This is a genomic window from Psychrobacter sp. (assembly GCF_030457785.1).
GTDB lineage: Bacteria > Pseudomonadota > Gammaproteobacteria > Pseudomonadales > Moraxellaceae > Psychrobacter.
The window spans coordinates 1-8,676 of sequence record NZ_JAKDUI010000108.1 but is presented as its reverse complement, the minus strand read 5'-3'; the positions used below and the strand labels follow the sequence as shown (position 1 = coordinate 8,676).

Annotated in this window: 6 protein-coding genes; all 6 read right to left on the bottom strand. The window is 44.6% G+C overall.

Annotated features, from left to right (window positions below):
• Positions 1–305 precede the first annotated feature (305 nt).
• A complete protein-coding gene (locus L0J61_RS06650; protein ID WP_301465543.1) occupies positions 306–1,256 on the bottom strand; it encodes a MetQ/NlpA family ABC transporter substrate-binding protein in 951 nt (316 codons plus the stop codon).
• A 251-nt stretch (positions 1,257–1,507) separates the two neighbouring features.
• Complete coding sequence (locus L0J61_RS06645; RefSeq protein ID WP_301465545.1) at positions 1,508–2,155, bottom strand: methionine ABC transporter permease; 648 nt, start codon at positions 2,153–2,155, stop codon at positions 1,508–1,510.
• A gap of 58 nt (positions 2,156–2,213) precedes the next feature.
• Positions 2,214–2,984, bottom strand: a complete 771-nt coding sequence (locus L0J61_RS06640; protein WP_301465542.1) for a methionine ABC transporter ATP-binding protein — start codon at positions 2,982–2,984, stop codon at positions 2,214–2,216.
• 416 nt (positions 2,985–3,400) lie between these two features.
• Positions 3,401–5,503 (bottom strand): sensor histidine kinase, encoded by a 2,103-nt coding sequence (locus tag L0J61_RS06635; RefSeq protein ID WP_301465544.1) that lies wholly within the window; start codon positions 5,501–5,503, stop codon positions 3,401–3,403.
• Between the two features lie 102 nt (positions 5,504–5,605).
• Complete coding sequence (locus tag L0J61_RS06630) at positions 5,606–6,328, bottom strand: response regulator transcription factor (RefSeq protein ID WP_301465541.1); 723 nt, start codon at positions 6,326–6,328, stop codon at positions 5,606–5,608.
• A gap of 571 nt (positions 6,329–6,899) precedes the next feature.
• Positions 6,900–8,159, bottom strand: coding sequence for an HlyD family efflux transporter periplasmic adaptor subunit (locus L0J61_RS06625; RefSeq protein WP_301465540.1), 1,260 nt, complete (start codon positions 8,157–8,159; stop codon positions 6,900–6,902).
• Positions 8,160–8,676: the final 517 nt, after the last annotated feature.

The following is an 8,676-nucleotide window of genomic DNA, read 5'->3' as shown; positions in this document are numbered from 1 at the left end:
TTAAACTGTGTTCAACCCAATTATATAAAGATTACTATTCAACCCGATCACTGTAAAGAAAGCGTAGACGAAGTAAAAGCGTCACTGACGCTTTCCTACAAAGGACAAACAGGCTGTAACGTCATTTTTTAAAATGTTATGAGGCACGGATAAGGGGCTTAAAAGCTCGCTCATCTCTGAATAAAAAACGCTCACTACCGATAGGTAATGAGCGTTTTTGGTATCAGCATACTGCGTCTTTGGCAATCAAATAGCAGTGCTGCTTTTTATCATCGAGCGACTTTCTATCACCGAGCAATTCTTCATCACTCAGCGTTCTCGCCTTCTGCCGGTACAGTGCTAGCATCATTTTCAGCTGGTGCCGTGTCGTTGCTTTCATTCCAAATGCTTGGGTATTTGTAGCCTGGGAACGTATCGTGAGCGTACTGTTTGAAGCCTTCTGCGTTATAAGCGTTGGTGACGTCTTCGACCCATTTCTTACCAACATCAGCAGACTTGATAGCTGACCAGTTCACATAAGCAAAGCTCGGCTCTTGGAACAGTGCTTCGGTCAGTTCGATGCCAGAATCAGTTGCATAGTTACCATTGATGACGGCGAAGTCGACTTCATCACGGGCACGTGGCAATTGAGCGGCTTCTAATTCAACGATATCAATATTGTATTTGCTGTTATCAGCGATGTCATTTTTTGACGCAGCCAATGGATCGATATCGTCTTTTAACGTGATCCAACCCAGATCGTCCATCATAACTAATGCGCGAGCAAAGTTACTTGGATCGTTTGGCGCAGAAACACTCATGCCTTCAAAAGCTTCATCTAAGCTAGATTTTTTACCTGAATAGATGCCAAGTGGCGCTGTTGGGACTTGGAAGACTTCGACCAAATCAAGATCGTTTTCTGTCTTAAACGTATCGAGGTAAGGTTTGTGTTGGAAGATGTTGATGTCCAAGTCACCTTCAGCCAATGCCAAGTTAGGGCGCACGTAGTCAGTAAATGCAATCAGCTCAACTTCATAACCTTGCTCTTCTAGTGAGCCTTTGACTTGGTTACGTACCATATCAGCAAAGTCACCTTCAGTCGTACCGATGACGATTTTGCCGTGTTCAGGATCGATGTCACTGGCGGCAGTTTCTGCTGCTGCTTCAGTATTTTCTTCTGGTGCTGATGAGTTGCTACAGCCAACTAGGACCAAACCTGATACGCCAACAGCCGCAAATGCTGTGGCTAACTGACGGCTGATATCTGTTAATTTCATAGAGGTTCCTTAATGATCAATGAGAATACATAACGTAATTGGGATGTACTTGAGCATTCGAACAAGGCAATGGTCTTGAGAATGTTCAGCACGCCCCGGTAAATATGCAATACGGCCTATGGTCTGAGCATTAAAAAAAGCAACATTCTCGATAGCAATGCTGCTTTTTAATCATAAGCGCTGAGATAATGGTTAGTTGCTGCCAAAAATAAACCCAGTCAATGGCAATGTCAAGTATTTACTACAGACATTTAGCGTTTATCTAGGCGATTGGCCAACCAGTTACCAGTAGACTGGATGGCGATGACCATGACTGATAGCACAATAACGATAAAAATCATGACTTCAGTTTGATAGCGATAGTAGCCGTAACGAATGGCCAAATCACCCAAACCACCACCACCAATCATACCAGCCGCTGCTGAATAGGACAGCAGGCTAATGCACAGAATGGTCACCGACAGTACTAAGCCTGAGCGAGCCTCATTGAGTAGCACCTTAATGATAGTAAAGGGGCGTGCGCCCATAGATTCTGTGGCCTCGATAATACCACGTGGCACTTCACGTAAGTTTTGCTCGACCAAACGTGCAAAGTAGAACGAGCCGGCAATCGCCAACACCAAAGATGCGGCAATTGGCCCAATGCCTGTACCGACAATGGCTTTGGTAAATGGGCTCATGGCGATCATCAAAATCACAAACGGGAACGCGCGCATAAAGTTCGTAACACCGCCTAGCAGCGCGTACAGTGTTTTATTTTGCAAAAACTGTCTATCACTGGATAAAAACAGAAATATTCCAAATAGCCCACCGATGAAGATCGCTACCGCCGTAGAAATACCAAGCATGATAAAGGTATCAACGAACGCATCCATAATTTCTTGGCGTAGGTCATACAGCTTGTCTATCGAGGCGGATAATTCAGTACCAGTTAACATATCTATTTCTCCTGCCTCATTAGTCTTCTACGACTAAGCCTTTGCCGATCGGGGTGGTTGCCTGAATCAAGCCGTCTCTGACATCAGCCACTTCCAGTAGTTCCCCTTGATGCAATAACGCTGCACGATCGCAGAGTCTACGAATAACACTCATTTCATGAGTAACGATGACGATGGTCACACCAAGTTGGTCATTGATGTCACGCAGACAGGTCAGCAAGCTGCGAGTCGTTGCTGGGTCAAGCGCACTGGTTGGCTCATCGGCCAGAAGCACCTTTGGACTAGGCGCAATCGCACGTGCGATGCCGACGCGCTGTTTTTGTCCACCTGAGAGCTGTGCAGGGTAGTGACCAGCACGATCTGTCAGGTCTACGATCTCCAGACAATCCATGACGCGTTTTTGAATATCACGGCGAGGATAGCCGGCAACGGTTAAGTTAAAGGCGACATTGTCAAAGACCGTACGATTTGACATCAAGTTGAATTGCTGAAAAATCATACCGATATTGTGCCTAGCCACCCGTAAGTCACCGGCGGATAACTTGGTTAAATCCGTATCGTCGACAATAACCTGACCTGAGTCTGGGCGCTCAAGCATATTAATAAGACGTAATAAGGTGGACTTTCCGGCACCAGAGTAGCCCATTAGGCCAAATATTTCACCTTGTTGGATAGACAGTGACGTTGGCTCGACAGCAGTAAACCAATGTGGTTTGCCGTCTTTGTCTTTGACTGATCGGTCGCTTAAAAACCTTTTGGTCACGTCGTTTAAGACAATCATGTCATTCATGGCGGGCTCAAAATTCAATAGTTTTTTAAGAGTCTTGAAGGTGTTGTTAGATTTTTATTATCAAGTCATATGTCATCCAGCAGGATAGAAGTAGCCTGCCAGAAAAATAAAAAATGAATGTCAGATTTTGAATGAGAAAATCAAGTAAAAAACAACCGTCAATAACCCTACGATAAAGGGCGCTAATATAGCATATTAATGGGTGTTTTGGATATGCACATCCGTTAGCTGCTTATGGGGAATCGTGATTAAGCAAAGTAAGGGCAGATGCAAGCCAAGGCATGTTTAAGGCATGCACCTGATAAAAAGTACCAGGTGATAGCGTTGTTGGGTAGGTTTAGCCAGTCTTCGCCTGTTTGGCTGACCGTTGCTTAGAGTGTTGTTTAGAGTAATATGGATTAAATCGAGGACACGTCTTAGTCATGCTTTACAGGTATGATGACTAAAAACCGTGTATGACCATTGATGGTATCAGTGATAATGCGACCTTGATGGGCAGTGACGATCTGTGAGACCAACGATAAGCCTAGACCAGAGCCTTTATTCTTTTGCTGCAGACGTACAAATGGACTAAATACCTCTTCGCGCTTGTCTTCGGGAATCCCAGTTCCTTCGTCGATCACGGACAATACCGCATATTTGGGTAGAGGGCGCACGACTTCTGCTTTTTCTTTTTTCAAATGCTTGGTAAATAGATTTTCTTTGCGCGGGATATCTGAGGCGCTGTCTTCAGACAGGCCATTGACTTTAGTGGTTTTTTTAACTTTGTCGTTTGCGCTATTTTTCGTATTTTCTTTGCTGTCCTTTGATGTGTCGACGTCAGTAACTGTTTCCACAGGATTGAGGCCAATGAATTGATCGGTGCCATTTTTTGGAACGGCACGCCAATTGATTTTTTTGATTTTGTCGGTCAAGTCTCCGGTGACACGATGATAGCCAGCTATGAACGAAGGATTTTCATTTGTTTGTGCTGGATTGCTTACTGACACTAACCTCGCTGTATCGACGTGAGTGTCGTTAGCTTCATCTGTATTATTAGCAATGACATTGGTTGAGCCGTCAACATCGTCCTGAACATCAGTAGCAGTCTCGGTAACGTTTTCGCCATTTTTATAAATAATTGGTGCTGGTAGTTCAGCAATGGAAAGTGCAGAAGTAGACTCTCCCACTTCGTCTTTAGTTTTTTCGTCTTTGGTTTTCTCAGGTAGATCTGAATCATCGCTTATAGATTCAGCTGCTTTCAAGCTTTCTGTGTCACCAGCTGCAGGGTTTTCGGCATAAGAGTCGAAGTCCGAACTGTTGTAGTCGACGAAGCTACTGCAGATTAGGGTTTGCAGTAGATAGTCTGGAATATCACTGGCTTCATCAATGGTCTGAACACCGTAGAGCAGTACAGTCACAGGAGGGACACCGTGTAACATCGCATTATTTAATAAATTGCGAATGAGATGAGTCAACATAGAAGGCTGGCCGTCAATCATGATGTGCTCACCAATCAACGTTGCTTCGGGGTAATGTTGGCGTTCTTGATTGATTAAATCATATAAGTCTAACCGCTCAACTTGCTGTAGCGCGTGGCCAGCATCCAAGCGGCTCACCAGTAGTATGCTCTCTACTAAATCGTTGAGTCCTGACAGATCTCGATTGACAGCTTGTGCACGTTTATCAAACTTTCCTTTGGTGTCAGATGGCAGTGCTGACGTCAGCATATCCATCATCTCAATCTGTAAACGAATGCGCGTGATTGGGGTGCGTAGCTCGTGCGATGCGTGTGCCAGTAGTAAGTTGTTGGCATCGATGAGGTGTTCGATTTTTTGGGCTGCTTGGTTGAAACCGCGTGCTAAAGAAGCGATTTCATCGTTACCGCGCGCATTCACACGCACGGTAAAATCGCCGTCGCCCAACTGTATCATTTGTTGGCTCATCTGGTCGATACGCCAAGTCATGGTACGAGCGATCAACCATAGTACACCTGCCATGATGACTAGCAGCAGTAAGGTCCCCGTAAATAGATTCAATGCAGCTGACAGCACTGGTTTTTTGGGTGGTAAGCGTGATTCGTATAGCAGTGTATAGCCAGTGCCGCTATATGCCTGTGCTTGCTGCGGGGTAGTGCTGTCTGAAAAGGAGGGGAAAATACGAGAAAGCATAGAAGGTTTGGGCGGCAGCTCTAACGGTAGATCACTGTGATCGGTTTGCATCAGCAGCCGACCTTGATCATCGTACAGTCCCATTTTCGCCTGTAGCGACTCATCGAAGATATCGAAGCTTTTTTTGACAACAGCCAGCATAAACCGTGACTGTAGACGGTTGTCATTGTCAATCGCGACATTTAGCTCGTGTAAAAAAGGATCTATTTGTCCCAATATTTGCGTGGATAATACTTCTGATCGAATGCCTGCATCCTTATCGTGGACAAGCTGTGTCAGCAGTACCATAGCAACCGCAAATAAGATAAGTGCCAGCATCACGCTGGCAAATAGCTTGGCAAATACGGAACGAAAACCCAATTGCTGCATCACACTATCTCTACTTTCGGGCGTCTATAGCGACTCACATTGCGTCGCGCTGTATGGCATACAATGCGACTGTTTGGGTGAGCCATCGGACACTTTCAAATCTTACATCTGATCGGTGGCAAACTGATAACCAACGCCACGTACTGTAATGATACGCTTTGGCTGGCGAGGGTTGTCTTCAATCAACGCACGCAGGCGTGAAATATGGACATCAATGGCACGATCAATATTGTCTGAGCTGTCATCATTTGGCATCGCTTGCCATAGCTGCTCACGGTTTAGCACCTTGCCAGAATGAGTAGCAAAATAATGCAACAATTGGAACTGGTGCGTTGTCAGACGCACAGGCTCATCGTCGATGGTGACTTCATGACTGTCCGGAAATACGCTTAATCGACCAAAGGCTAAACTATCCGACTGATTATCAGCTTGATTGGGCTGTTCATGACGGCGAATAACCGCCCGAATACGAGCCAAAAGCTCACGAGGCTCGAATGGCTTTGCGATATAGTCATCGGCGCCCATTTCCAGCCCGAGTACGCGATCAGTGGTATCACCTTTCGCGGTTAGCATGATGATGGGTGTCTTATTGGTTGTGGTGTTCTTACTGCCACGAATCTTCTGGCAAACTTGCATGCCATCCATATCCGGCAGCATCAAGTCGAGCACGACCAAATCAATATCACGCTCTTTGGCATCTAATAAATCAAGACCTTCCTGACCAACACCCGCATGATGTACATCATAATAATTCATGGTCAAGTAGTCGCTGATCAATTCTGCTAAGTCTGGATCGTCTTCGATTAATAAAACCTGTTTACTCATGGGTCATCCTCTATTTTTTGTTATGGTCTGCTAGAATTTTATGGTGCTGAATTACTGAAGTGATGATAAACACATCAGCGATGGTTCTTTTGGGCGTCAATACGACAAACACTTTGTAATATTTGGTCCTGTATGAAGATTTGCCAAATATCAGTACGAAGTTCTGAGCCCTTTATTCCTTAAATGTTCAACTTTATTTGTTCAGCTTTCTTCCACGGTTCAATATATTGTTCTTAATAAGTCATACTTCAAGCGGTTTAAGCTGGAAAAATGCCCATTGTTACGGCACAGGGTCATGGCAAAAATTATTATTCTAATGAAAAACAAACCTACCGAATACCTATGTAAGCAAACGATAGATACTTAAATGGCAGATACTCAAATGGTTCAGTGACCGCTCAAAAAAGCATTAAGTTAAATCAGCTTACTTTACTTTTTCGACTCTTCGACACGAGACTTACCTGACTTCGGCGTAGAGTATAACTTACGGGTATATTGCCTAATTTGGTTGTAACAAAACAAGAGAGGCTTTGTTAATGTTTCTACGTAATGTAACTGCCCGCACCTAAGCTTATGAAACGATGGCTCTTTTTCCTTGGGCGTCAATGGGTAAGTCTGCCAAGAAAATCAAACTGTCGTTACTCACGCCCGCGATTAAGTATTGTTTGGTGGCAGGGTTGTATTCGACGACTTCGATAGATTGGTGTGTCAAACGTTGATCTTGTCCAATAATCCATATATTGGCGGCCAAGGGTCTGAGAGGTTTGTATGGTGGCTTGTGTAACTCCGTCAAATCAACGTCATGCAGCGCGCGCTCTGGTACGGTAGTACCAACGTCGATTTGACCGTAATTGACTCGACCCGTTACCTGCATATCAGGCAACAGCTTTTCACGACTTGTCACGTTATCAATGACGTTGACGTGAACCCGCAACGATTTCGGTTGGCTGGTCGTCGTAAGTTTACTGATTTGACCGGTAAATTTTTCGGGTATTTCTTCAGCAGAGAAGTTGACGGTTTGGCCTACTGACAGTTGAGGCTCAGCCTGAATGGGTAAGGTGGCGACAAAGCGCCAACGATTCTCGTCACCTAATTGCAGTAAGGAGGTGCGAGCGGAAAAATCTTGCCCTGCCTTGGCCGTTAATTTCTCTACACGGCCTGCAAAACTCGCGCGAACGGTGACCCAGTTGTATTGAGTCTCTGAGTCACGACTGCTAGCAGTTGAGGTGTTTGCGTTTTCAGAAGAATGGTCTTTGATATCAGCGCTAGTATTGGTTTCAGGTGTGCTAGTGGTAGCAGAGTTCGTCTCCGTCCCTGACATTGCCGTTTGGGCATGCGTTTGTTCTGTGTCCCCCACATTTTCTAGTGTTTCAGTAGCCTTTTGATCAAGGTCACTTGCAGAGGTATCTGTTTTCTCTGGTGTCGTATAATTATTCGTATCCGTGTTGGTTACTGAGTGGGCGTTTTCTGTCGTTTTATCTGTCGCATTCAGACGCCTGACGATAAATAACGGCGTGCCACTTTCGACCACTTGACCTTCACTGACCAGTACTTTCCGTACATTGACTGAATGGGCAGCGATAAAGTTGCTTTGCCTAATAGGTTCTATGCTGCCTTGCAAACCCAGACTTGGTTGATAGCGGACCATTTTGATACTAAGTATATGATCGGGTGTCATCGTGACGCTATCGTCGTCGATGACGAGTGGCGCGTCTGCTTTGGCATTATTGTCATCAATCGCAGGTTCATCGACAGGCGGTGGCTGGCAAGCCGTAACGAGTAAAACACCGAGTATGTAGGGGCTTTTCTTAAACCATTGAGCAGCTGTCATAGTAATCACCGTTATAATCATTAATTTATTATATAGTGAAATGTGAGAAGGTGAAACGATTGTGCAGCCACTAGGGAGATTATCAAACTGATAGATACATCGCTATTATCTAAGCATAAAGTATCTAAGCATGAAACAAGGGGCGTCTATTAAGAGTGCTCTATAAGGAGTCGGTCGGTGGTAAGGAGTCGGTGGTGGTGGGTGTTATGGCAATGATGAATCTGAATCTCAGCCTTATAGTTGCTAGAAAAGCGTTCATAACTGTGCTAAAACAAACATAATAAAGTATTATGATACAGCTTTATTACAAAAAATTATTATCCAGCAAGGTACGCCAGTATTTGTTGCTAATATTTGGAGTATTGTTCGGTGAGAAGCATTTTCAGTTCAACATCACCACCCACACGAGCAGCGATAATGACTGATCAGGTGTTTGGAAAGGTTGTATACGCTAATGTTTCTTATATAGTCAATTCCACCTAAAAGTGTTATAAATTAATTATCAAATCCAATTGTT

Excerpts from the sequence above, each read along its gene's own strand:
- L0J61_RS06650 (WP_301465543.1), bottom strand. The coding sequence starts at position 1,256 with ATGAAATTAACAGATATCAGCCGTCAGTTAGCCACAGCATTTGCGGCT.
- L0J61_RS06640 (WP_301465542.1), bottom strand. The coding sequence starts at position 2,984 with ATGAATGACATGATTGTCTTAAACGACGTGACCAAAAGGTTTTTAAGC.
- L0J61_RS06635 (WP_301465544.1), bottom strand. The coding sequence starts at position 5,503 with ATGCAGCAATTGGGTTTTCGTTCCGTATTTGCCAAGCTATTTGCCAGC.
- L0J61_RS06630 (WP_301465541.1), bottom strand. The coding sequence starts at position 6,328 with ATGAGTAAACAGGTTTTATTAATCGAAGACGATCCAGACTTAGCAGAA.
- L0J61_RS06625 (WP_301465540.1), bottom strand. The coding sequence starts at position 8,159 with ATGACAGCTGCTCAATGGTTTAAGAAAAGCCCCTACATACTCGGTGTT.